The organism is Streptomyces sp. NPDC048751, from assembly GCF_043198595.1.
Classification (GTDB): Bacteria; Actinomycetota; Actinomycetes; order Streptomycetales; family Streptomycetaceae; genus Streptomyces.
Genome location: NZ_JBICUX010000003.1, coordinates 446612 through 466791 on the forward strand (window position 1 = coordinate 446612; position 20180 = coordinate 466791).

Annotated in this window: 21 protein-coding genes; 15 read left to right on the plus strand and 6 right to left on the minus strand. The window is 71.4% G+C overall.

From position 1 onward, the window contains the following. Positions 1 to 44 precede the first annotated feature (44 nt). Genes ACGFNV_RS13710 through ACGFNV_RS13730 form a run of 5 tightly spaced genes read right to left on the minus strand, consistent with a single transcriptional unit; the run spans position 45 to position 7188 of the window. Entirely contained in the window at positions 45 to 1205 is a 1161-nt protein-coding gene (locus ACGFNV_RS13710; protein ID WP_393622114.1) for an acyl-CoA dehydrogenase family protein, read from the minus strand. Between the two features lie 58 nt (positions 1206 to 1263). After that, positions 1264 to 3105: an acetyl/propionyl/methylcrotonyl-CoA carboxylase subunit alpha gene (locus tag ACGFNV_RS13715; protein WP_393622115.1), complete on the minus strand. Its 1842-nt coding sequence runs from the start codon at positions 3103 to 3105 to the stop codon at positions 1264 to 1266. Positions 3106 to 3116: 11 nt separating this feature from the next. Beyond that, a complete protein-coding gene (locus tag ACGFNV_RS13720) occupies positions 3117 to 4757 on the minus strand; it encodes an acyl-CoA carboxylase subunit beta (RefSeq protein ID WP_393622117.1) in 1641 nt (546 codons plus the stop codon). Next, positions 4712 to 6397, minus strand: coding sequence for an acyclic terpene utilization AtuA family protein (locus tag ACGFNV_RS13725; RefSeq protein ID WP_393622119.1), 1686 nt, complete (start codon positions 6395 to 6397; stop codon positions 4712 to 4714). Before ACGFNV_RS13725 ends, ACGFNV_RS13720 begins: the two co-directional genes overlap by 46 nt. After that, entirely contained in the window at positions 6394 to 7188 is a 795-nt protein-coding gene (locus ACGFNV_RS13730; RefSeq protein ID WP_393622120.1) for a TIGR03084 family metal-binding protein, read from the minus strand. Before ACGFNV_RS13730 ends, ACGFNV_RS13725 begins: the two co-directional genes overlap by 4 nt. A 100-nt stretch (positions 7189 to 7288) precedes the next feature. Here ACGFNV_RS13730 and ACGFNV_RS13735 point away from each other — a divergent pair, with 100 nt between their 5' ends. Continuing rightward, complete coding sequence (locus ACGFNV_RS13735) at positions 7289 to 7687, plus strand: hypothetical protein (RefSeq protein ID WP_393622122.1); 399 nt, start codon at positions 7289 to 7291, stop codon at positions 7685 to 7687. A gap of 4 nt (positions 7688 to 7691) precedes the next feature. Here ACGFNV_RS13735 and ACGFNV_RS13740 read toward each other — a convergent pair whose 3' ends face one another. Further along, positions 7692 to 8654, minus strand: coding sequence for a DMT family transporter (locus ACGFNV_RS13740; RefSeq protein ID WP_393622123.1), 963 nt, complete (start codon positions 8652 to 8654; stop codon positions 7692 to 7694). 245 nt (positions 8655 to 8899) lie between these two features. On the opposite strand from ACGFNV_RS13740, the gene ACGFNV_RS13745 reads away from it, so the two are divergent. The 14 genes from ACGFNV_RS13745 (at position 8900) to ACGFNV_RS13810 (ending at position 20143) form a co-directional block, all read left to right on the plus strand. Then, positions 8900 to 9151, plus strand: a complete 252-nt coding sequence (locus ACGFNV_RS13745) for a hypothetical protein (RefSeq protein ID WP_393622125.1) — start codon at positions 8900 to 8902, stop codon at positions 9149 to 9151. Positions 9152 to 9243: 92 nt separating this feature from the next. Next, a complete protein-coding gene (gene lxmK / locus ACGFNV_RS13750) occupies positions 9244 to 10350 on the plus strand; it encodes a class V lanthionine synthetase subunit LxmK (protein ID WP_393622126.1) in 1107 nt (368 codons plus the stop codon). Further along, positions 10347 to 11372 (plus strand): T3SS effector HopA1 family protein, encoded by a 1026-nt coding sequence (locus ACGFNV_RS13755; protein ID WP_393622128.1) that lies wholly within the window; start codon positions 10347 to 10349, stop codon positions 11370 to 11372. The genes lxmK and ACGFNV_RS13755 overlap by 4 nt, the downstream gene beginning before the upstream one ends. A gap of 81 nt (positions 11373 to 11453) precedes the next feature. Then, a complete protein-coding gene (locus ACGFNV_RS13760; protein ID WP_393622129.1) occupies positions 11454 to 11648 on the plus strand; it encodes an LxmA leader domain family RiPP in 195 nt (64 codons plus the stop codon). 86 nt (positions 11649 to 11734) lie between these two features. After that, positions 11735 to 11917, plus strand: a complete 183-nt coding sequence (locus ACGFNV_RS13765) for an LxmA leader domain family RiPP (protein ID WP_393622130.1) — start codon at positions 11735 to 11737, stop codon at positions 11915 to 11917. Between the two features lie 86 nt (positions 11918 to 12003). Beyond that, entirely contained in the window at positions 12004 to 12198 is a 195-nt protein-coding gene (locus ACGFNV_RS13770; protein ID WP_393622129.1) for an LxmA leader domain family RiPP, read from the plus strand. Between the two features lie 87 nt (positions 12199 to 12285). Beyond that, positions 12286 to 12468 (plus strand): LxmA leader domain family RiPP, encoded by a 183-nt coding sequence (locus ACGFNV_RS13775; RefSeq protein WP_393622132.1) that lies wholly within the window; start codon positions 12286 to 12288, stop codon positions 12466 to 12468. 131 nt (positions 12469 to 12599) lie between these two features. After that, positions 12600 to 13613, plus strand: coding sequence for a methyltransferase (locus ACGFNV_RS13780; RefSeq protein WP_393622134.1), 1014 nt, complete (start codon positions 12600 to 12602; stop codon positions 13611 to 13613). Beyond that, complete coding sequence (locus tag ACGFNV_RS13785) at positions 13607 to 14494, plus strand: ABC transporter ATP-binding protein (RefSeq protein WP_393622136.1); 888 nt, start codon at positions 13607 to 13609, stop codon at positions 14492 to 14494. Before ACGFNV_RS13780 ends, ACGFNV_RS13785 begins: the two co-directional genes overlap by 7 nt. Further along, complete coding sequence (locus ACGFNV_RS13790; RefSeq protein ID WP_393622137.1) at positions 14491 to 15669, plus strand: ABC transporter permease; 1179 nt, start codon at positions 14491 to 14493, stop codon at positions 15667 to 15669. Before ACGFNV_RS13785 ends, ACGFNV_RS13790 begins: the two co-directional genes overlap by 4 nt. Before the next feature lie 31 nt (positions 15670 to 15700). Continuing rightward, on the plus strand, positions 15701 to 17515 hold the full coding sequence (locus ACGFNV_RS13795; protein ID WP_393622139.1) for an ABC transporter ATP-binding protein: 1815 nt from the start codon (positions 15701 to 15703) through the stop codon (positions 17513 to 17515). 74 nt (positions 17516 to 17589) lie between these two features. Next, positions 17590 to 18531 carry an LLM class flavin-dependent oxidoreductase gene (locus ACGFNV_RS13800; RefSeq protein WP_393622520.1) on the plus strand — a complete coding sequence of 314 codons (942 nt, stop codon included), beginning with the start codon at positions 17590 to 17592 and terminating at the stop codon, positions 18529 to 18531. Continuing rightward, on the plus strand, positions 18528 to 19211 hold the full coding sequence (locus ACGFNV_RS13805; RefSeq protein ID WP_393622141.1) for a flavoprotein: 684 nt from the start codon (positions 18528 to 18530) through the stop codon (positions 19209 to 19211). Before ACGFNV_RS13800 ends, ACGFNV_RS13805 begins: the two co-directional genes overlap by 4 nt. Continuing rightward, positions 19208 to 20143 carry a hypothetical protein gene (locus tag ACGFNV_RS13810; RefSeq protein ID WP_393622142.1) on the plus strand — a complete coding sequence of 312 codons (936 nt, stop codon included), beginning with the start codon at positions 19208 to 19210 and terminating at the stop codon, positions 20141 to 20143. The genes ACGFNV_RS13805 and ACGFNV_RS13810 overlap by 4 nt, the downstream gene beginning before the upstream one ends. The last annotated feature ends 37 nt before the right edge of the window (positions 20144 to 20180 follow it).

Genomic DNA, 20180 nt, shown 5'->3' on the forward strand with positions numbered 1-20180 from the left:
GGTTCCTCCTCGCGCGACGGCGTGTCGGATCGGTACGGCTCGGGTCAGTACGACTTGGGCAGGCCCAGGGTCTGGTGGGAGACGTAGTTCAGAATCATCTCCCGGCTCACCGGGGCTATACGAGCCACCCGCGCTGCCGTTATCAACGAGGCGAGGCCGAACTCGCGCGTGAGGCCGTTGCCACCGAGGGTGTGCACGGCCTGGTCCACGGCCTTCACGCAGGCCTCCCCGGCCGCGTACTTCGCCATGTTGGCCGCCTCACCCGCCCCCGTGTCGTCCCCGGCGTCGTACAGGTGAGCCGCCTTCTGCATCATCAGGCGGGCCAGTTCGAGTTCGATGTGCGCCTGGGCGAGGGGGTGCGCGATGGCCTGGTGGGCACCGATGGGGCTGTTCCAGACGGTGCGGTCGCGCGCGTAGCCGACGGCCTGGGCGAGAGCGTGGCGGCCCATGCCGATCGCGAACGCGGCCGTCATGATCCGCTCGGGGTTGAGCCCCGCGAACAGTTGCAGCAGGCCCGCGTCCTCGTCGCCGACGAGCGCGTCGGCGGGCAGCCGTACGTCGTCCAGGACCAGCTCGAACTGCTTCTCGGCGGCGTTCAGCTCCATGTCGATGGGCCGCCGCTGAAAGCCCTCGGCGTCACGCGGGACGATGAACAGGCAGGGCTTGAGGCGTCCGGTGCGGGAGTCCTCCGTACGGCCGACGATGAGGGTCGCGTCGGCGATGTCGACCCCCGAGACGAAGACCTTGCGGCCGGTCAGCAGCCAGTCGGCGCCGTCGCGGCGGGCGGTGGTGGTGATGCGGTGGCTGTTGGAGCCGGCGTCGGGTTCGGTGATACCGAAGGCCATGAGACGGGTGCCGTCCGCCAGGGCGGGCAGCCATTTGCTCTTCTGGGCGTCCGTGCCGAAGCGGGCGATCACCGTGCCGCAGATCGCCGGGCTGACGATCAGCATGAGGAGCGGGGCGCCTGCGGTTCCGAGTTCCTCGAGGACGATCGAGAGCTCTGCGATGCCGCCGCCTCCACCGCCGTATGCCTCCGGCAGGTTGACGCCGAGGTAGCCGAGTTTGGCGGCTTCTTGCCAGAGCTCTGTGGGGTAGCGGCCCTCGTCCACGACCTGGGTGATGTAGTCCCGGCCGTAGCGCTTGCCGAAGGTGGCTACCGCTCTGCGGAGTGCTTTGTGTTCGTCGGATTCGATGAGGGTGGTCATGTGAGCGGCTCCTCGAAGTGCGGCTTCGTCGTGGCTGGTCGCGCAGTTCCCCGCGCCCCTAGGGGGCTTTCACCACTGCCAGCAACATGCCGAGCTCCACCTGTTGTCCGGGGGTCACCTGTAGGGCCGTCAGCTGACCCGTGACCGGGGCGGAAATGACGTGTTGCATCTTCATCGCTTCGAGCCACACCAGCGGTTCGCCCGCCTCGACACTCGATCCGGTGATGAGACCGTCCGCGATCTTGACGACCGTGCCGGGCATCGGCGCGAGGAGGGAGCCGGGGGCGCGCTGTCCGGTGGGGGCGGGGAAGCGGGGCAGGGCCGTGAGGCGGGAGGTGTTGACGTGGATCTCGTCGCCGTACTGGGCCACCTCGAACCTGCGCCGGACGCCGTCCACCTCCAGGATGACGAGCCGCGGGCCGGTGTGCAGGACGTGCACGCCGTCCGCCGTCGGGCCGGTGCGAGTGTGGTGGTAGCGCACCTCGTGTTCCTCGCCGGCCACGGCGTAGCGCTTGGTCTGGGGCTGGGAGGGCAGGTTGCGCCAGCCGCCGAAGCGGGAGCGGCCGTGGGTGTCGGCGAGGGCGGCGGCCAGGGGGGCGTACGGGTCGGGTGCCGACGCGGTGAGGGTCGCGAGGTGGCGGTCGTAGAAGCCCGTGTTCATCCGGGCCGTCGTGAACTCCTCGTGGCGCAGGGAGCGGATCAGGAGGTCGCGGTTGGTCACCGGGCCGTGGATCGTGGCTCGCTCCAGTGCGCCCGCCAGCTTGCGGATCGCCTCCGCGCGGGTGGGGGCGTGGGCGATGACCTTGGCGAGCATGGGGTCGTAGTGGACGCCGATGGAGTCGCCGTCGTCGAAGCCCGTGTCCAGGCGGACGCTCTCGGGGACGGTGAGGCGGTGCAGGATGCCGGTCTGGGGCGTCCAGTCGTTGGCCGGGTCCTCGGCGTACAGGCGCGCCTCGATCGCGTGGCCACGCGCGTGTGGAGGCTCCGGTGGCAGGGCGTGGCCCTCGGCGACGCGGAGTTGCTCCGCCACCAGGTCCAGGCCGAAGACGGCCTCGGTGACGGGGTGTTCGACCTGGAGGCGGGTGTTCATCTCCAGGAAGTGCGCCTTGCCGTCGGCGACCAGGAACTCGACGGTTCCGGCGCCGACGTAGTCGACGGAGCGGGCGGCGTGTACGGCCATCTCCTCCAGTGCCTGGGTGACTTCGGGTGTCAGCCCGGGTGCCGGGGCCTCCTCGATCACCTTCTGGTGGCGGCGCTGGAGGGAGCAGTCGCGGGTGCCGAGGGCCCGGACCGTGCCGTGGGTGTCGGCGAGGATCTGCACCTCGACGTGCCGGCCGTGTTCCACGTAGGGCTCGACGAAGACCTCACCGTCCCCGAAGGCGCTCGCCGCCTCGGCGCGGGCGCCCTCCAGCGCGGTGTCCAGGTCCTCCAGTCGGCGTACGACGCGCATCCCGCGGCCGCCGCCACCCGCGGCCGCCTTCACGAGGACCGGCAGGTCGGCCTCGGTGACCTCGCGCAGGGGTTCGAGCCCCATCAGCTTCTTGGCGCGTGTCTTGGACGCCATCGCCTCGATCGCCTCCGGTGGCGGTCCGATCCAGACGAGTCCCGCGTCGAGGACGGCCCGCGCGAAGTCGGCGTTCTCGGAGAGGAAGCCGTAGCCGGGGTGGACGGCGTCCGCGCCGGCCGCGAGCGCCGCCTTCACGATGAGGTCTCCGCGCAGATATGTCTCCGCGGGCGCCGCCCCCGGCAGCCGTACCGTCGCGTCGGCCACGCGCGCGTGGAGGGCGTTCTCGTCGGCGTCCGAGGAGACGGCGACCGTCCGGATTCCCCACTCACGGCAGGTGCGGAAGATCCGGCAGGCGATCTCGCCCCGGTTGGCCACGAGCACAGAAGTGATCACTGAAGGGTCCCTCACATCCGGAAGACGCCGAAGCCGCCCCGCACGCCCTCGAAGGGAGCCGTGTGGAGGGCGGACAGGCACAGGCCGAGGACGGTGCGGGTGTCGCGCGGGTCGATGACGCCGTCGTCGTAGAGGCGCCCGGAGAGGAACATGGGCAGCGACTCGGACTCGATCTGCTGCTCCACCATGGCGCGCAGGGCCGCGTCGCCCTCCTCGTCGTACGGCAGCCCCTTCGCGGCGGCCGACTGCCGGGCGACGATCGACAGGACGCCCGCGAGCTGCTGCGGCCCCATCACGGCCGACTTGGCGCTGGGCCAGGCGAACAGGAAGCGCGGGTCGTAGGCGCGCCCGCACATGCCGTAGTGGCCGGCCCCGTACGACGCCCCCATGAGGACCGACAGGTGCGGGACCCGCGAATTGCTCACGGCGTTGATCATCATCGCGCCGTGCTTGATGATGCCGCCCTGCTCGTACTCGCGGCCGACCATGTAGCCGGTGGTGTTGTGCAGGAACACCAGCGGGATGTCGCGTTGGTTGGCGAGCTGGATGAACTGGGCGGCCTTCTGGGACTCCTCGCTGAACAGGACCCCTTGGGCGTTCGCCAGCACGCCGACGGGATAGCCGTGCAGGGTCGCCCAACCGGTTGCCAGGCTCGTCCCGTACAGCGGCTTGAACTCGTCGAAGTCGGAGGCGTCCACGACCCGGGCGATGACCTCGCGCGGGTCGAAGGGGGTCTTCAGGTCGCCCGGGACGATGCCCAGCAGCTCGTCCTCGTCGTACTTGGGAGGCGCGGCCGGGCCCGGATCCCCGTACGCCTTGCGGTGGTTGAGCCGCGCCACGACCCGCCGGGCCTGCCGCAGCGCGTCCCGCTCGTCGACGGCGAAGTGGTCCGCGAGACCCGACACGCGCGCGTGCATGTCGGCACCGCCCAGCGACTCGTCGTCGCTCTCCTCCCCGGTGGCCATCTTCACCAGCGGCGGCCCGCCGAGGAACACCTTCGCCCGCTCCTTGACCATGATCACGTGGTCGGACATCCCGGGGATGTACGCGCCCCCGGCGGTCGAGTTCCCGAAGACGACGGCTACGGTCGGGATCCCGGCCGCCGACAGCCGTGTCAGGTCCCGGAAGATGGCGCCCCCGGGGATGAAGATCTCCTTCTGGGAGGGGAGGTCGGCACCGCCCGACTCGACCAGGCTGACGCAGGGCAACCGGTTGGCGAGCGCGATGTCGTTGGCGCGCAGCGCCTTCTTCAGGCTCCACGGGTTGCTGGCGCCCCCGCGTACCGTCGGATCGTTGGCGGTGATCAGACACTCCACGCCCTCCACCACCCCGATACCGGTGACCAGGGACGCGCCGACGGTGAAGTCGCTCCCCCAGGCGGCCAGCGGCGACAGCTCCAGGAAGGGCGTGTCGGGGTCGAGGAGCAGCTCGATGCGCTCGCGGGCGAGGAGCTTGCCGCGCTGCCGGTGCCGTTGGACGTACTTCTCGCCGCCGCCCGCCAATGCCTTGGCGTGCTCGGCGTCCAGTTCCGCGAGCTTGGCCAGCATGGCCTCGCGGTTCGCCGCGTACTCTGCGCCCTGGGTGTCGAGCCGGGAGTCGATGACGGTCACAGCAGGGCCTCCGGGATGTCCAGGTGGCGGGAGCGCAGCCATTCCCCGAGGGCCTTGGCCTGCGGATCGAAGCGGTGCTGGGCGGCGACGCCCGCGCCGAGGATCCCCGCCACGACGAAGTTCAGGGCGCGGAGATGGGGGAGGGCGTGACGGGTCACGGTCAGCCCACGGCTCTCGGGGACGAGGTCCCGGAACCGCTCGACGGTCAGCTCATGGACGAGCCACCGCCACGCCTCCTCCGTCCGCACCCACACCCCCACGTTGGCGTCCCCGCCCTTGTCCCCGCTGCGGGCACCGGCGACCAGCCCGAGCGGGGCCCTCCTCGTGGCCCCCGGCGGCACCGGCTCCGGCGAGGAAGGCTCCGGTACGTCGTCGAGTACGAGGGCCTCGGCAGGCGCGGGAACGGAGACGCGGCGCCCGTCGTTGAGTACGGCGACGTGCTCGACGTCGCCCTGGGGGACGTACACGGCGTCGAACACGCCGTAGGGCGCAGCCTTGCCGGGCGGTGCGAGCACATGGAAGCCGGGGTAACTCGCCAGGGCCAGCTCCACGGCGGCACCGCTCAGCGCCCGCCCCACGACGGCCTGGTCGGGGTCCCGCACGACGAGCCGCAGGAGGGCGCTCGCGGTTTCCTCGGTGTCGGAGTCGGGGCGATCGGTGCGGACGAGGTCCCAGCGGACGTCCTGGGGGCGCGCCTCGGCGAAGGCACCGGCCTCCATCTGCTCCCGCACCAGCGCCGCCTTGGCCTCGATGTCGAGCCCGGTCAGCACGAAGACGACCTCGTTGCGGTGGCCGCCGACGCGGGTCCGGCCGACCTTGAGGGTCGGGGGCGGCGCCTCCCCGCGCACGCCGTCGATCCGCACCCGGTCGGGCCCGTCCTGGGTGAGCCGTACGGTGTCCAGGCGGGCGGTGACATCGGGTCCCGCGTACCGGGCGCCCTGCGTCTCGTACAACAGCTGGGCGGTCACCGTGCCGACGTCGACGAAGCCGCCGGTGCCGGGGTGTTTGGTGATGACACAGCTGCCGTCCTCGTGCAACTCGGCGAGTGGGAAGCCGGGCCGGCGCACGTCCCCGTCCCGGAAGAACGCGTAGTTGCCGCCGGTGGTCTGCGCCCCGCACTCCAGGACGTGCCCGGCGACGACCGCGCCGGCGAGGCGGTCGTGGTCCTTGGCCGTCCAGCCGAAGTGGGCGACGGCGGGCCCGGTGACGAGCGCCGCGTCGGTGACCCGGCCGGTGACGACGAGGTCGGCGTCGGCCCGCAGCGCGGCGGCGATGCCGAAGCCGCCGAGGTAGGCGTGGGCGGTGAGGCTGCCGGGGTGGGCGGCGGTGAGGTCGTCGCCCTCCACGTGCGCGACGCGGACCGGTATGCCGAGGCGGTCCGCCAGCTGCCGTACGGCGTCCGCGAGACCGGAGGGGTTGAGTCCGCCGGCGTTGGTGACGACGCGGACGCCTCGTTCGTGGGCGAGGCCGAGGCATTCCTCCATCTGCTGGAGGAACGTGCGGGCGTAGCCGGCGGAGGGGTCCTTCAGACGGTCCCGCCCGAGGATGAGCATGGTGAGCTCGGCGAGGTAGTCCCCGGTGAGGACGTCGAGGTCGCCGCCGGTGAGCATCTCGCGCATCGCGTCGAAACGGTCGCCGTAGAAGCCGGAGGCGTTGCCGATGCGGAGAGGGCCAAGGGTCACCGCGCGGCGCCCTTCGGGGGGCGGCCGGTGCCGGGCGGGCCCGCGAAGGCCTGGGCGATGTCCAGCCAGCGGTCGGCGTCGGGGCCCTCGGCGCGCAGGGCGAGGTCGGCGCGGTGGGCCCGCTGGGTGACCAGCAGACAGAAGTCGAGGGCGGGGCCGGTGACGCGTTGAGTGGCGTGTTCGGGGCCGTACGTCCACAGGTCGCCGGAGGGGGCGGTGAGTTCGACCCGGAACTCGTCGGCGGGCGGCTCGAGTCCGTGCACGCCGTAGGCGAAGTCCCGGGTGCGTACGCCGAGACGGGCGATGTGACGAAGGCGGTCGCCGGGCGTGCGCTCCACGCCCAGCGCCGCGGCCACGTCCAGGCCGTGCGCCCACGTCTCCATGAGGCGGGCGGTGGCCATGGAAGCGGCGGACATGGGCGGCCCGTACCAGGGGAAGCGGGCGCCGGGCGCGGAGTCGCGCAGTGCCTTGTCGAGACCGGCGCGCCCTTGCCTCCACCTCGCCAGAAGCTCGCCGGGCTGGAGGCGGGCCCCTTCCTCCGCCCCTTCGTCGACGAACGACTCGGGTGCGGCGAGCGCCCGCTCGACCAGCGCACGGAAGCCGTCCTCGTCGGTCACCGCCACCAGGGCCGAACGGTCGGTCCAGGCGAGGTGCGCGATCTGGTGGGCGATGGTCCAGCCGGGGGCGGGGGTGGGGAGCGCCCACTGCTCCACACTCAACTCGGCCAGGAGCCGGTCGAGTTCCTCGCCTTCCGCACGCAGGTCGTCGAACACGGGTGTCGGATCGGACATGGGGCGAGCATGACAGCGGCCCCAGAAACAAGCAAGCATGCTTGCATTAATCAGCGCTCAAGCCTTCTGGCGGTCCGGGCGGTGCGCCTAGGCTCCCAGCATGATCCTCAGGTGGGTGGTCTTCGCCCTGTTCACAGTGACCGTGTCCGGCCTCGCCTGGGGCGTCTCGGGGATGGTGGAGAACGGTGGATGCCCGGACGGCCGGAACCGCTGCGCCGGGTCGCCGGAGGTCGTGAAGTACTTCGTCGCCGTGATGGTGGGCGCGTTCGGCATGGTCCCCGGGTTCGTCGCGGTCGTGCGCACGCTGGACTGGCGCCCCCTGCTGGGGCTGCCCACGGGTGCCGTGATCGGCACCGGGATCACCCTCTGGCGCGGGCAGACGCTCGGGTTCTGGATCGTGGTGGTGGCCCTCCTGGTGGGCACCAGCGCCCTCACGTTCGGACTGCGTGCCACGCTCGCGAGCTTCCCGCCCGCGGAGGGCGCCCCCGGCTCCCGATGACGGGTCAGTCCCTCTTCGGCCGATCCGCCCTCCCCCGGCCCACCTGGGTCCGCACCGCACCCATGCTCGCCGCGATGACCAGGGCGATCGCCGCCGCCTCCATGACGGACAGGGCCTGGCCCAGGACGAAGAAGCCCGCCGTGGCCGCGATGGCCGGTTCGAGGCTCATCAGGACGGCGAAGGTCGAGGCGGGCAGGCGGCGCAGGGCCAGCAGTTCGAGGGTGTAGGGCAGTACGGAGGACAGCAGTGCCACCCCCGCGCCCAGCGCGATCGTCACCGGGTCCAGCAGCTTCGTCCCCGACTCCGCGACGCCCAGCGGCAGGAACAGCACCGCCGCGACCGCCATGGCGAGGGCGAGGCCGTCGGCCTGGGGGAAGCGGCGGCCCGTGCGGGCACTGAAGACGATGTACGTGGCCCACATCGCGCCCGCCGACAGGGCGAAGGCGACGCCCACCGGGTCGAGGCCGGCGAAGCCACCGCCACCGAGCAGGAAGACGCCGGCGAGGGCCAGCCCGGCCCACACGACGTTGATCGCGCGGCGGGAGGCGATCACGGAGAGGGCGAGCGGGCCGAGGACCTCCAGGGTGACCGCGGTGCCCAGGGGGATGCGGTCGAGGGCCTCGTAGAAGAGGCCGTTCATCGCGCCCATGGTGATGCCGAAGACGACGACCGTGCCCCAGTCGGTGCGGGAGTGGCCGCGCAGGCGCGGTCGGCAGACCACCAGCAGCCCCACGGCCGCGACGAGCAACCTCAGGGTCACCACGCCCAGCGCGCCCGCCCGCGGCATCAGGGTCACCGCGAGGGCGCCGCCGAACTGCACGGAGACACCCCCGGCGAAGACCAGGCCGACAGGGCCGAGCGAGCGTCGGCGTCGCGAGCCGCCCACCCCGGTCGCGCCTGGGGTGACCGGGGTGGGGGTGGAGGAGGGGGAGGGGGAGGGGGAGGAGACGGTGCCGCGGATGCTCACAGGGCGTTCCTGAGTCGAAGTTGCATTCACCTGAATGTACCGCAAAGTCCAGTGCAGTGCACTCTGTCAGGTCTCCGGAAGGGAGACGGCTGCCGGCCGACGGGTGCCCTGGGCAGGACTTCGAGACCGGCGAGGAGGGAGCTGCATCAACCTGACCGGCCCGTGCATCAACATGACATCGGATCCTCTGGAGTGAGCGCTCGGCGACTGACAGAGTTTTGGGCAGAGGAACTCAAGGGGGAAACATGAACAGGAAATTCCACACTGTCTTTGCGAAGTCTGTTCGCGTCGGCACGACGGTTGCCGCGGCTCTGCTGATTTCCGGGTCGCCGATGCTGGCCGGAAACGCCTTCGCGGCAGGGAATGAGTCGGCCGCGCCTTCCGCCACGCTTTCCGGGGAGGAGATTCCCGGTTCCGTCGCGCGTCTTGTCATCGAACTCCCCGAGTTCCCGGGGCAAATTTTCCGCACGCCCGGCCCGGTCAACGGCTGGCAGTAGCCGACCCGGAAACTCTTCGGACTCTGTGAGGGCTTGTGGAGAAGAACAGCGCGGCAGTTTTCAAGCCGCGAGATCTGGACGAGGTCCCGTCCGTGGACGCGCTCCTCGTGGAATTGGGGACAGGTCCCTTCATCCGGGACACCCTGGCGGCTCCGGTCGGCCGGAACGATTCCTGGACCGGCGTCACCACCAGCGGGCGGAAGGTCTTCGTCAAGCACCTGATAGGGCCCGGGCCGGACGTCCGGGACCGTATGCGCCGACTGCTGTCGTTCGAGCGTTTCGCCGAGGGGCTGCCGACCGCGGCGTTGCGAGGCCCGGCATTCCTCGGCGCCGACGAGACGGCCGCTCTGGTGGCTTACGACTACGTCGAAGGCGCGCGCAGCGGGGCGGAGTTGATGATCGACGAAACATTCGGTCCGGAACTCGCCGAGAAGATCGGCAGGGCGATCGGACTGCTGCACGGGGCGCCCGCACCGGATTCCGTTGAATTCGACGCGTCGCTGCCGCCCCATCCGCCGTCGGGATTTCTCCGGGGGCTTCCGCTGCCGGTGTTCGAGTCGCTGAGTTTCGCGGAACTCCAGGGCTGGCGGCTGATGCAGACCGACGCGTCACTGGTCGAGGCCATCGGGGAATTGCGGGTCCGGGAGCGAGAGGCACCTCGGGTGCCGTCCCACTGCGATCTGCGCGTCGACCAGTTCCTGGTGACGGGCGACGACTTCCTCGTGACGGACTGGGAGGAGTTCCGGCTGGCGGACCCGGCCCGTGACGTCGGCGCCTTCGCCGGCGAGTGGCTGCACCGTTCGATCCTCGACATCGTCACCACGCGCGGCGACTCGGCGTTCATGGACATCGAACTGACGCACGAGGCGGTGCTCAGCCGCGGGGTGGAGAAGCTGCAACGTCTCCTGCCCCTGGTACGCGCCTTCTGGCACGGCTACCGGCAGGTTCGTCCTGACCTGGACGACTCGCTCGCCACCCGGGCCACGGCGTACGCCGGCTGGCATCTGCTCGATCGGCTGATGGCAGGCGCGTCCCGGACGTCCAGGCTCTCCGGCATCGAGCGGGCGGCGGCGGGCATCGGCCGGGCGGCGCTCATCACCCCCGAGAGGTTCGTGACCACGCTCGGATTCGAGGACCGCCCCGAGGAAGGCACAGGCGAAGGCACCGACGAACGTGCGTGGGAAGGCAGAGCGGCATGAGCGAGAGACGGCTGGACACCGTGCCGGGCGTGTTGGCACCGAGGCTGCGGGACGCCCTTGACCGGGTGAGCGTCGCACCTGACCGCTCCCGGGCCTGGGTGGACGATCGCCTGGTCGAGGCGGACAGCCCGCGGGAGATGCGCCGGCTGCTGGCGGAAGCCCTGTACGACATCCTGCACGCCGGGCAGTTCGTGGAGAAGGGAGCGTTGTCCTTCCGCCTGCGCGACACGGCGTTCGAACGTGTCCTCGGCGCGGCGGTTCCCCACGAGCGCAGCACCGCACGTGCCCGGGTGCACATCCCCGCGGCCGGGGACGACGGCACGGAGCCGCGCGCCCTGGTCGAGCGGGACGGGGTGCGGGTGTGGGTGCCCTCCGGGAGCATCCGGGAGGACGGCCCACTCGCCGCCGGCCAGGTGGTGACGCTCGACGTACCCGCGCGCCGGCCGGCGCTGTCACCAGGATTCTTCGTGGTGGACGGCTCGCTGCCGCGCAGTCCGCACCGTGAGCTGCTGCGTGTGTACGTCCACATCGAGCGCTGGGAGGATGCCGCCCCGGTCTGGGCGAAGGCGCTCGGCCACCTGGAGGACCACGGGGTGGCGTACCGGTCGAAGATCCTTTCGGCCAAGGCCCTGTATCCCCGGCGGGATGCCCTGGTGGTCTATCTGGGACAGGAGATGTGGCCGCAGGTGCCCCGGCTGGCCGAGGCGTTGCGGAGCCTGCCCGGTATCGGGCGGGAGACCTCCGTCTTCGCCGACACCGTGGCCCCCGGCGTGGCCGTGGCCCTGGAGCCCGAGGACGACCGCCCCGGAATGTCCGGTCTCAGCTTCGGCCAGCACCGGGCCACCGCTCTGGCCAAGGCCCTGCTCGACAGCGCGGCCGACGGAACGCCCTTGGAAGCGACCGTCTTCGCCCGTTTCACCGAGGCGGGAATCGACCCCGCCCGTCCGGCGCGCAACAGCGCGTCCCCCGAGTTTCCGGCGGTGCTGGAAAGCCCGCAGGATGCCGGCCTCGTGTCCGCCTGAAGAAAGTTCCAGGCGCAGTGACGGCCGTCCTACGCCGGGATTCCGGCACCGACCAACACGTAACGACCCAAGGAGAATGCAATGGACAAGTCTGTGGCGATCATGGAGCTCGTTTCCCACTACGACGCCTACGCGGACGTCGACGAGCTCAACATCTCGGCCGCTGCCGACGCCCCGGCGACCACGCCGGTGTGTGCCGTCAGCGTCGCCAGCTCCAGCTGGTGCGCCGCCTCCGCGAGCGCCGCCAGCGGCGCCACCTACGAGCTGACCTGCTGACCGGTCGCTCCCCCAGCCTGCCGGCATCAGGCCGGTAGTGACTGTCGGCCCCAGAGCCGGCAGTGACCGCATGGAGAGGGAGTCCCATGGAGAAGACCACCGCGATCATCGACCTGATGGCCGGCTACGAGGCCTACAGCGATGTGCGTGAGCTGAACGTGACGGCCGCCGCCGAGGCGCCCGCCACCTCGCCCGCCTGCCTCGCCAGCGCGACGGCCAGCTTCGTCGCCAGCCAGTTCTCGGCGCGCACGATCGCCGGCGGCTGCTGAACCGAGGAACTCTCCGCTTTCCGCAGTGCCGGTGTCCGCATGTCCGCGGCGCCGGCGAAGAGAGACGAACCAAGAAGGAGAACCCGATGGACAAGTCTGTGGCGATCATGGAGCTCGTTTCGCACTACGACGCCTACGCGGACGTCGACGAGCTCAACATCTCGGCCGCTGCCGACGCCCCGGCGACCACGCCGGTGTGTGCCGTCAGCGTCGCCAGCTCCAGCTGGTGCGCCGCCTCCGCGAGCGCCGCCAGCGGCGCCACCTACGAGCTGACCTGCTGACCGGTCGCTCCCCCAGTCTGCCGGCATCAGGCCGGTAGTGACTGTCGGCCGCAGCGCCGGCAGTGACCGCATGGAGAGGGAGTCCCCATGGAGAAGACCACCGCGATCATGGAGCTGATGGCCGGTTACGAGGCCTACAGCGATGTCCGTGAGCTCAACGTGACGGCCGCCGCCGAGGCGCCCGCCACCTCGCCCGCCTGCATCGCCAGCGCCACCGCCAGCTTCGTCGCCAGCCAGTTCTCGGCGAAGACGATCGCCGGCGGCTGCTGATTGTGGCGTGCCGGCCGACCGGCCGCAGAACGTCTTCCGTTCACCGCGGCCGGTCGCCCGGCGGTCTTCCCCTCCTCCCACCCTGCGACCGACCAACCCCGTTCACCCGCACACCAGATGGGAACCGACCGATGGCACATCAATCGGACCCCGGAGATCTGCTGAAGATGGCGGACCTCCTGACCCCCGCCGCGATCCGTGCCGCGGCCACCCTCCGCGTGGCGGACCATCTCGGCGCCGGCACGAGCGATGTGGCGAAGCTGGCGGAACTCACCGGCACCCGCCCGGACCTGCTGGAGCTGCTTCTGCGTCACCTTCGGACGCAGGGGGTGCTGACGTGCGACGACGACGGGGCGTACAGCGTCACCGAGCTCGGCGAGCGGCTGCGCGAGGACCATCCGGAAAGCCTCCGGGGCCACTTGGCCATGGACGGCCTGTACGGACGGGCCAACCTCGCGCTGGTCAACCTCCTGCACACGGTGCGCACCGGCGAACCGGCCCACGGGACGGTCTTCGGACGCGGCTACTGGGAGACCGTCAACGAGGACCCCGCCTTCATCGAGGCACTGGAACAGAGCGATACCGGCCCGCAGCTCGGCTGGGACGCCGAGTTGATCTTCGACAGTTACGACTGGAGCCAGGTCGGGCGGGTCGTCGACGTGGGCGGTCACAGTGGCGCGAACCTGATGGAACTGCTGCGCCGCCAGCCCCATCTGCACGGCACGCTGGTCGATCTGAAGAACGTGGCCGAGGTCGCCGGACGCAGGTTCGCAGCCGCAGGGCTCGCGGACCGGGCCGAAGCGGTGATCGGCAGCTTCTTCGAACCGCTGCCCGCGGGCAGCGACGTCTACCTCCTGTCGGCGATCCTCGCCGACTGGCCGGACGAGCGGGCCACAGCGATCCTGCGCCGATGCGCCGAGGCGGCGGGACCCGACGGAAAGGTGCTGCTGGCCGAAGTGAACCTTCGCGTACCGCGCGAGGTACCCGAGTCGGCGGCCCTGGAACTGTGGCTGCGCGCCACGATGCCGGCTCCCGTCCGCAGCGTCGAACAGCTGAAGGCACTGGCCACCGCGGCCGGTCTCCGCCTGACCTGGGAGGGCCCGGCGACACCTCTCCGCTCGATCCTGGAGTTCTCGCCGTGCTGAGCTTCGACGCCGTCGACAAGAGCTTCGGCGGCCGACGAGTCCTCGACGGACTCACCTTCGACGTGCGCCCCGGCGAGATCTTCGGGTTCTGCGGCGCCAACGGCGCCGGCAAGACCACCGCGATGCGGATCGCGCTCGGCGTACTGGAAGCGGACTCCGGCTCGGTCCGCTTCAACGGCGCCGATGTCGACGCGCACTCCCGGCGGCGCTTCGGATACATGCCGGAGGAACGGGGCCTCTACGCCAAGATGACCCCCCTCGACCAGCTGGTCCATTTCGCGCGGCTGAGCGGAATCCCGCGCCGGGAGGCCGCACGGCGGGCCGCCGAGTGGCTCGAGCGGCTGGGCGTGGTGGCCGGTCCCAGGGACGCCCTGGAGAAGCTGTCCCTCGGCAACCAGCAGAAGGTCCAGCTGATCGCCGCCCTGATGCACGACCCTGCCGTACTGGTCCTCGACGAGCCGTTCTCGGGACTGGACCCGGTGGCCGTGGACGCCATGGCAGAGGTGCTGCTCCAGTCCGCCCGCGAAGGAGTGCCGGTCGTCTTCTCCAGCCACCAGCTGGAACTGGTGGAACGGCTGTGCGACCGCGTCGGCATCCTGCGCGGCGGACGTCTGGTGGCCGAGGGCACCGTGGGCGAGCTGCGCCGCGCCGCCGATCCCGGCCGGCCGCGGCTTTCGGTGACGGACGTACCCCCGCGGTGGGCCGACGCCCTTCAGGGCGCCCGGGTGCTGGCCGAGAAGGACGGCGTCATCACCCTGGAGCTGGAGTCCGACCGTGCAGCCCAGGCGGCCCTGGCCGCGGCGCAGTCCGCGGGCCGGGTGGAGTCCTTCGGCCGGCACGAGCCCGGCCTGGCCGACATCTTCCGGGAGGCGGTGGCATGAACCGGAACCGGCGCACGGACCTGGCGCTCATCAGGATCGTCGCGGCCCGCGAGGTCACCCGGCAGCTGCGCAACAAGGCCTTCTGGGCATCGGTGATCGTGACCGCCGCGATGCTGTGCCTGTCGTTCTCGCTCACCGATGTGATCAAGGGCGACGGCGAGAGCCCTCCGACCGTGGGCGTGGTCGGTGAGGCGAACACGATCGCCGCGGCGCTGCGCCCCCAGGTCACGGTCGAGCGGTACGCGGACACCGGCGCCGCGCGGACGGCCCTGCGCGACGATGCGGTCGACGCCGTGGTGCTGCCGGACGGCGGCGTGCTGGTCCTGCGGAACCTGCCGGCCGAGCTGGGCCGTACGATCCAGCAGGCCGAGCACACGGCCGACCAGGTCGCCCGGCTGGAGGCGCTCGGCGCGGCGCGGGAGGAGACCGAGCGGGCGATCGCCCCGCCGGCGCTGCGGGTCAGCACCCTCGACGCGGACGCCGGCGTGGTCCAGGAACGGACCATGACCGCGGGAATCGGAGTGTTCCTGCTCTTCATCCTGATGCTGATATCGGGGTTGGGCATCGCCCAGGGAGTGGCGGAGGAGAAGTCCAGCCGCATTGTCGAGGTGCTGCTGGCGAAGGTCCGGGCCTGGCACCTGCTCGCCGGCAAGATCATCGGCCTGGGCGCCGCCGCGCTGGTGCAGATCGTGCTGATGATGACGGCCGTGCTGACGGCTGCCGTCGGATTCGGAGTGCTTCAGGCCCCGCTGAACGCCGTCGGAACCGCAGCCAACCTGCTGCTGTGGTTCGTACCGGGCTACGTCCTGTTCGTGACCCTCTACGCGGTGGCCGGTGCGCTGGTCTCGCGTCAGGAGGACGTCAACCACGTCATCGGCCCGGTGAACATGCTGCAGATGCTGAGCCTCGCGGGCCCGGCACTGGCGGTGCGGCCCGCCCCGGACGACGCGCTGCTGACCGTCGTCTCGATGACACCCGGCCTGTCCTGGGCCGCGATGCCGATGCGCATGGCGGTCACCGAGGTGCCGTGGTGGCAGATGTTCGCGGCCTTCGCGCTGATGCTGCTGGCGATCGCCGCACTGGTGCGGTTCGGCGGCCGGATCTACCGCGGCGGACTGCTCAGGTACGGCGGGATCGTCAAGGTCGGAGAGGCTCTGCGCGGTGCAGCGCACTGAGGGTCCGGTACAGGAGGGGGAGTTGGGCACCATGAAGGAAACGACGGACACGGACACGGCGACCGCCGCGCCCGCGGCCGGGGGCACGGACAACGAGGGGGCGCCGCAACTGCGTCTCCTGCGTGAACTGACCCGTGGCAAGGCGGCGCAGACCGGTGCCGTCGCCCTGCTCGCACTGGTCTCCACGGCGGCCACGCTGGCCCTGCCGATGGTGGTGGGCAGGCTGCTGGCCGTCATCCAGCGCGGCGACAGTCCGACCTGGTGGGTCGTGGCGATGGTGGGGGCGGGTCTGGGTTCGGCCGCCGCCGGGGCACTGGCCGCCTATCTGCTGGGGCTGATGGGCCGGGAGCTCATCCGCGGACTGCGCGTGCGCACCATGCGGCACTCCCTGGAACTGCGGATGCAGGACACCCGGACCGAGGGGCCCGGCAATCTGGTGGCGCGACTGACCGCGGACGCCGCCATGGTCAAGAACCTTGTCGACATCGGCCCCATCCAACTGCCGATGGCCGGCATCACGGTACTGGGCACGCTGGTCATCATGGGCCTGCTCGACTGGGTCCTGCTGTTGATCACGGTGCTGGCCTTCCTGGTGGCCGTGGGACTCATCGCTCTGGTCGTCAAGGGCCTGCGCCGCCGGTACACGGCCGTCCAGGGAGAAATCGGGGCACTCGCGCAGCACTTCATCTCCACCCTGGACTCGCTGACCATCATCAAGGCCTGCCGGGCCGAGAGGATCGTGGGAGACCGGCTCGCCGCTCGTGCCGACAAGGTGGCGCGGCTGGAGACCGGCGCGGCCCGGATGGAATCCCTGATGATCCCGATCATCAACCTCGGCCAGCAGATCGCCCTGGTCAGCGTGGTCATCGGTGGCGGCAGCCGCATGCTCGACGGCCATCTGCCGCTGGCCGACTTCATCTCCTTCCTGCTGTATCTGCTGCAGCTCACAGCACCGCTGATCATGGCGGCATCCGGTGTGAGCGGTCTGCAGATGGGACTGGTGGCCCGCAAGCGGTTCGAAACGCTGTTCGCCCTGCCGACGGAGACGGCTGCGCGGGCCGCCACGGTACCGCCGGCGCGCGCCTCCGAATCCCCTGGGGACGACGCCCCCATGGCCGTACGCTTCGAGGACGTCGGATTCGCCTACGACGGTCACCCGGTGCTGCAGGACGTGGATCTGACGGTCCCGGCGCACGGTCTCACCGCACTGGTCGGACTCTCCGGATCGGGCAAGACCACGGCCCTGGGCCTGGTCGAAGGCTTCATGGAACCGGCCTCGGGGCGCATCGAAGTGCTGGGCCGTCCCCTGACGGACTGGCCGCTGGACGAACTGCGCGCCCAGATCGCCTACGTCGACCAGTCCAGCACCCTGCTCCAGGACACCGTCCGGGAGAACCTGCTGCTCGGCCGGCGGGACGAGCCGTCCGACGCGGACCTGATGGCGGCCCTCGACCGGGTCGGCCTGGCGGACGAGATCCGGCGGCTCCCCCAGGGCCTGGACACGGTCCTGGGAGGCGCGGCCGATCTCTCCGGCGGCCAGCGCCAGCGGCTCGCGCTGGCACGAGCGGTACTGGCTGATGCCCGGCTGGTGCTCCTCGACGAGCCCTCCTCGCACCTGGACTCCGTGAACGAGCGGAAACTGCGGAAGGTGGTCGACGAACTGGCCGCTGATCGCGCCGTACTGGTCGTCGCCCACCGCATCTCCACCGTCCAGCACGCCGACCGCGTGATCGTGCTGGACGCCGGCCGGGTGGTGGATCAGGGCACTCATCTGGGCCTCCTCGACCGGTGTCCCGACTACGCCGACCTGGTGAGCGGACAGGTCCTCAGCACCGTCTCCCGATGACCGCGGCCAGGAGCCGACCGTACGACCAGGCCAGGAGCCGACCCGTGACCACCGACAGCGTGTACTCCGTACTCATGCCCTTCGCGCCGCCGCGGCCGGAGCAGATCCTGCCGTTCGCCGCGCTCACCCAGTGGAGCGGCGCGCACCGCCTGTGGCAGGGCCAGGCCATGCTCAACCAGCCGCATCAGGCCTTCGCCTACGCCGCCGCCTCCGGCTTCCGGGTTCCGGTGGGACTCGGCGTGACGCTCATGCCGTTCACCCACCCCTACGAGGCGGCGCTCCAGGCCCAGTCGCTGGCGGCGGCGACCGGACACCCCGTGGTGGCGGGCTTCGGACCGGGCGCGGCGGTGCTGCAGCGCAGCATGTGCGGAGCCCCCTACCGCAGCCCGCTCGCCGCGTCACGCGAGTACCTCACCGCCGTGCGCGGCCTGCTCGACGGCGAGTCGGTCGAGCAGGACGGCACGTACTTCACCTGCCACGGGAAACTGCTTCCGGTGCCGCGGCCCCCCGTCGAAGTGGGGCTGGGTGTGCTGCGGCCGGGAATGGCACGGCTGGCGGGCGAGGTGGCCGACACGGCCATCACCTGGCTCACCCCCGCCGCCTATCTGCGCGACACGATCGTGCCCGCGCTGCGCGAGGGTGCCGAGGCGGCGGGACGCCCGGTTCCGCGCCTTGTCTCCATCGTTCCGGTGGCCCTGGCGGAAGCGGACCGAGACCCGGCGGCCGTGGCGCTCGCGAGCAACATCGGCCACCTCCGGCTGCCGCACTACGTCGACATGCTCCGCCGCTCCGGCATCCGTACCGAGAGCTCCGATCCGGCCGCGGGTGCGGCCGCGCTGGTCGAGGGGCGGGCCTTCCTCTACGGAGAGCCCAAGGTGCTCGCCGAGGAGTTCGCGGCGTTCCGGGAGGCGGGGGTCGACGAGATCGTCCTCAACGTGACCGGTGTGAACGGCATGTACGGCAGCCGGACCGCGCTGCGTGAGCTGGAGACCATCCTCGCCGAGGTGACGTCATGACGCACCACAGCCGCATTCCGGGGACCCCGCAGCCGGACGCACAGGTACCCGAACTGGGCGTCCAGCGGCTGCTGGTGGTCACCGCCGGTTCCGCCTTCGCCACCGGGATGCCGTACTGGATCGACTGGCTGCGCCTGTCCTACCCGGAGCTGGCCGTCAAGATGGTGCTCACCGCCAGCGCTCGGCGGTTCGTCACCCGTCAGGCGCTGGCCGGGCGGCTGCACCGGCACGGCGAGGTTCTGTACGACGAGTGGCCCGAGGACGAGGGGACGGCCCGGCACGTCGAACTGGCCGAGTGGGCCCAGGCGGTCGTGGTCTATCCCGCGACCTTCCACTTCACCGCCCGGCTGGCGCTGGGGCTGGCCGACTCGCCCGCACTGCTCGCCTGTCACTGCACCCGGGCCCCCATCGCGGTGGCCCCGGCGCTGCCGCCCGGCGGGCTGGAGAGCGCCGCTTTCCAGACGCACTGGGCCGCACTGGCCGCTCGACCCAATGTCGTCCCCGTCCCGCCCCACCCAGGCGTCAGCATGACCACCGGTCGTGCTGACGCCTGGGTCCCACCCCTGTTGCCGGAGGTCATAGGCATGTTGGAGCAGCGCCGCGCCCAGTTGGAGGCGGGCCGGCCGAACCGGGAGCCCAGGACCCCGGGTGAGTTCGTCGCGGATCTGGTCCACCCGTGAGCGAGCTGCGAGCGGTCTCGGAGACGACCGCACATGACGACGGCGCGCACCAGGACGTGGCGGAGGTGTCAGCGGCCGCCGAGTACGGCACCGATCTGCTGCGTACGTCCGTGCGCGCTGTGCCCGGTGGCCATGAGTGGACCAGGACCCCCGGCCCGTCGGCGCCCGAGCCCTTCCGGCCCGTCACAGGTCCGGCGGGCCGTGCGGCGGCGGTGGGCGGCGACGGCGCGGCCCTGCTGACGGTGGGCCGGCCGGCCGGCGACGGCAGGATCTACACGGTCGCGGGCGGGGAATCGGTCGCGAACCGGCTGCTGTCCGCGGGGCCGTCGCCGCAGTTGCGGGAGCCGCTGCGCGGGCTGGGTCGGGCGTTGCGACGGCTGCACGACGGCGGGCCCCCGCCTGCGGCGGAGCGGCTCGGCCCGCCCCGGGGTCTGGTACGGCTGGACACCTGGCTGGACGGGCGGGCGCCGGTCCCCCGCGCCGCGTACGTCGGTGCCCAACTGCAAGTCCGGCTGGGACCGCGACGCTGGTCCCGTGCCGTCGCCTGGAGCCGCGGCGTCACCGAGGACACCGACGTGACCCTGGTGCACGGAGCTCCCGGACTGGGCTCGCTGGTCGCCGGGAGCGGCGTCGGCCCGGACGCCCTGCTGACGGGCGAGGACCTGGGCGTGGCCCCCTGGTACTTCGACCTGGGCTGGGTCCTGGGCGAACTGGTCGAACTCAAATGGCAGTTGGGCGGGGATCAGCAGGGCTGGCAGCTTCTGCTGGAGGCGCTCTTCGACGGCTACGGCCGGGACCTCGGCGACGAGTGGAGCCGGGCGGCGGCACTGCGGATCCTGCTGCACGTCCACGACATCGCCGCCTACGTCGGTTGGCACACCGCGGGGTTCGACCACTACGCGACGTTCCTGACTTTCCTTCTCGATCTGTGACCGGCGCGGCCGGCCGCACAGCGGGCCGCGCCGATCG

What these genes read in the sequence shown, in the direction of transcription:
- ACGFNV_RS13710 (WP_393622114.1), bottom strand. Translation starts at nt 1,205, where the DNA reads ATGACCACCCTCATCGAATCCGACGAACACAAAGCACTCCGCAGAGCG.
- ACGFNV_RS13720 (WP_393622117.1), bottom strand. Translation starts at nt 4,757, where the DNA reads ATGGCTGCGCTCCCGCCACCTGGACATCCCGGAGGCCCTGCTGTGACC.
- ACGFNV_RS13730 (WP_393622120.1), bottom strand. Translation starts at nt 7,188, where the DNA reads ATGTCCGATCCGACACCCGTGTTCGACGACCTGCGTGCGGAAGGCGAG.
- ACGFNV_RS13735 (WP_393622122.1), top strand. Translation starts at nt 7,289, where the DNA reads ATGATCCTCAGGTGGGTGGTCTTCGCCCTGTTCACAGTGACCGTGTCC.
- ACGFNV_RS13745 (WP_393622125.1), top strand. Translation starts at nt 8,900, where the DNA reads ATGAACAGGAAATTCCACACTGTCTTTGCGAAGTCTGTTCGCGTCGGC.
- ACGFNV_RS13755 (WP_393622128.1), top strand. Translation starts at nt 10,347, where the DNA reads ATGAGCGAGAGACGGCTGGACACCGTGCCGGGCGTGTTGGCACCGAGG.
- ACGFNV_RS13760 (WP_393622129.1), top strand. Translation starts at nt 11,454, where the DNA reads ATGGACAAGTCTGTGGCGATCATGGAGCTCGTTTCCCACTACGACGCC.
- ACGFNV_RS13765 (WP_393622130.1), top strand. Translation starts at nt 11,735, where the DNA reads ATGGAGAAGACCACCGCGATCATCGACCTGATGGCCGGCTACGAGGCC.
- ACGFNV_RS13770 (WP_393622129.1), top strand. Translation starts at nt 12,004, where the DNA reads ATGGACAAGTCTGTGGCGATCATGGAGCTCGTTTCGCACTACGACGCC.
- ACGFNV_RS13775 (WP_393622132.1), top strand. Translation starts at nt 12,286, where the DNA reads ATGGAGAAGACCACCGCGATCATGGAGCTGATGGCCGGTTACGAGGCC.
- ACGFNV_RS13780 (WP_393622134.1), top strand. Translation starts at nt 12,600, where the DNA reads ATGGCACATCAATCGGACCCCGGAGATCTGCTGAAGATGGCGGACCTC.
- ACGFNV_RS13790 (WP_393622137.1), top strand. Translation starts at nt 14,491, where the DNA reads ATGAACCGGAACCGGCGCACGGACCTGGCGCTCATCAGGATCGTCGCG.
- ACGFNV_RS13795 (WP_393622139.1), top strand. Translation starts at nt 15,701, where the DNA reads ATGAAGGAAACGACGGACACGGACACGGCGACCGCCGCGCCCGCGGCC.
- ACGFNV_RS13800 (WP_393622520.1), top strand. Translation starts at nt 17,590, where the DNA reads ATGCCCTTCGCGCCGCCGCGGCCGGAGCAGATCCTGCCGTTCGCCGCG.
- ACGFNV_RS13805 (WP_393622141.1), top strand. Translation starts at nt 18,528, where the DNA reads ATGACGCACCACAGCCGCATTCCGGGGACCCCGCAGCCGGACGCACAG.